Here is a 1,717-nt window from a genome sequence, read left to right as displayed (position 1 = left end):
GTGGTCATCCTTTGAATCGTTGAAACGGGGTTCCGGGCTGGCGGTCTGGGTGGGGAAGTCCGGACCGTCTGTCCTGCCTCGGTGAGTCGTTTGTTTGGTTGCGGCTCATCGATGGGATGAACTGTAGAGATTCACGATTCAGGAATAAACCATCCAATCGTTCATGGCGTGTTCTTGAAATGCAAACAATGACTGACGCCCGTCTGCCTACGCGACGGGGTTGCTCAACAGCGGTTGGGTCAGCGGGCAGCAGGCCGTTGCGCGAGCCGCTGCGCCAGCCGCCACAGCGCGAGCCGATGGGCGTCCACCAGCTGGGCCGGGGCGGCGCTCGCGCTGGGGACGTCGATCGCGGCCTCGTCGAGCTGCACCGGCCCGGCGCCCTTCGGGTCGCTGAAGGTCCAGCGCGCTCGCAGGTGCACGCGGCTGCCGCCGTCGACGGGCGCGAACTCGAGGATCTCCAACCGCAATTGCTGCGTCACCACCAGGCCGCCCGGGGGGCTGCCGGCCCAGACGCGGTCGGCGCCGCGCAACACGCCCAGGTCATGGGCCAGCGTTCGCGGCACCGTCGTGCGCAGCGGCTCGGCCCAGCGATGGCCTTCGAGCGGCTGCAGCGCGTTGGAGCCCACCGCCAGCCACAGCGCATCACGGTCCAGGTACTCGGGCATGCGCACTGGCGACATCAGTTGCCAGACCTCGGGCTCACCCGCTGTTGTCGCTGCGGCCACCGGTGGCGCCACCTCGCCGCTGGGCGGCTCCACACGCAGCTGGTAATAGCGCATCGGCGTCTCTGGCGAGCCGGCACAAGCCACCAGCCCCATCGTCATCACCAGGCCCAGTGCTGCCAGTTGCGGTCTCATCGTTTCGCTCCTGCGGCCGGCTTGGCCTCGCCCTGCGCTGGTTCAGCGGCGGGCGCTTGCGAGCGCCCACGCAGCAACGCCTCCGGATGGCGTTCCAGCAGATCCGCCAGCTCGCGCAGCGCCCGTGCGGCGCGTGACACGTCTTGCAACGCCTGGTTGGCGTTTTGCATCAGCATCGCGTCCTCGCCCGTCTGGCGCTGCAGCGAGTCGGCCATCTTCGCAAGGTCGTCCATCGTGTGTTGCAGCTTCAGCACCACGGCCGAATCAGGCGCCACCAACGCGCTGACATGGTCGGCGGTGCCGCCCAGACGGCGGGCGGTACCCGACACGTCGTCGGCCGCCGTGCCCACGCGGTTGGCAGCGCTGCGCGCATCGACCAGCGTCTTCGAGGCCGTGTCCATCAGCGGGTCGAAGCGCACTTCCATCCGCTCGCTCAGCTTGCGCAGGTGGTCGGTGATGGCCGCCAGGTCGTCCATCGCTTTCTTCAGCTGCGGCCCGGCGACCACCGCGCGCGCCGACGCGGCGATCGCCGACACGTCGTCGAACAGGCGGCGCAAGTCCAGGCCGTCGAACTGATTCTTCAGGTTCTGGATCGCCGTCGCTGTCGTCGGAATCTCCAGCATCTCGTCGGGCTTGTCGTGCTGCACCGCGGTCTTTTCTGGCCGCAGGTCCAGGTCCACATAGAGCTGGCCGGTCAGCAGGCTTTGCATCGACAGCTGCGCGGTCAAGCCCCGGCCGACCAAGGCCGCCAGCGCATCGGCGCTGCTGTCGCTCTTCGATTCGGCCAGCCCGCGGATCGAGGTCGACTCGAGCTCGGCTATGACCGGGATCGTGTAGTCGTCGCTGCCCTTGTCGTAGCG

Annotated in this window: 2 protein-coding genes; both read right to left on the bottom strand. The window is 68.1% G+C overall.

Features of this window, described 5'->3' with window-relative positions; genetic code table 11:
• Nucleotides 1-239 precede the first annotated feature (239 nt).
• Nucleotides 240-857, bottom strand: coding sequence for a PqiC family protein (locus AC1DYI_RS34695; protein WP_477208643.1), 618 nt, complete (start codon nucleotides 855-857; stop codon nucleotides 240-242).
• A partial coding sequence (locus AC1DYI_RS34690) for an MlaD/PqiB family protein (protein ID WP_477208642.1) occupies nucleotides 854-1,717 on the bottom strand: 864 nt, incomplete at its 5' end. The genes AC1DYI_RS34690 and AC1DYI_RS34695, both read right to left, overlap by 4 nt.

Source organism: Ideonella sp. P3_A4, from assembly GCF_056403075.1.
This window is presented reverse-complemented; position numbering and strand designations above follow the sequence as displayed.

Excerpts from the sequence above, each read along its gene's own strand:
- AC1DYI_RS34695 (WP_477208643.1), bottom strand. The coding sequence starts at position 857 with ATGAGACCGCAACTGGCAGCACTGGGCCTGGTGATGACGATGGGGCTG.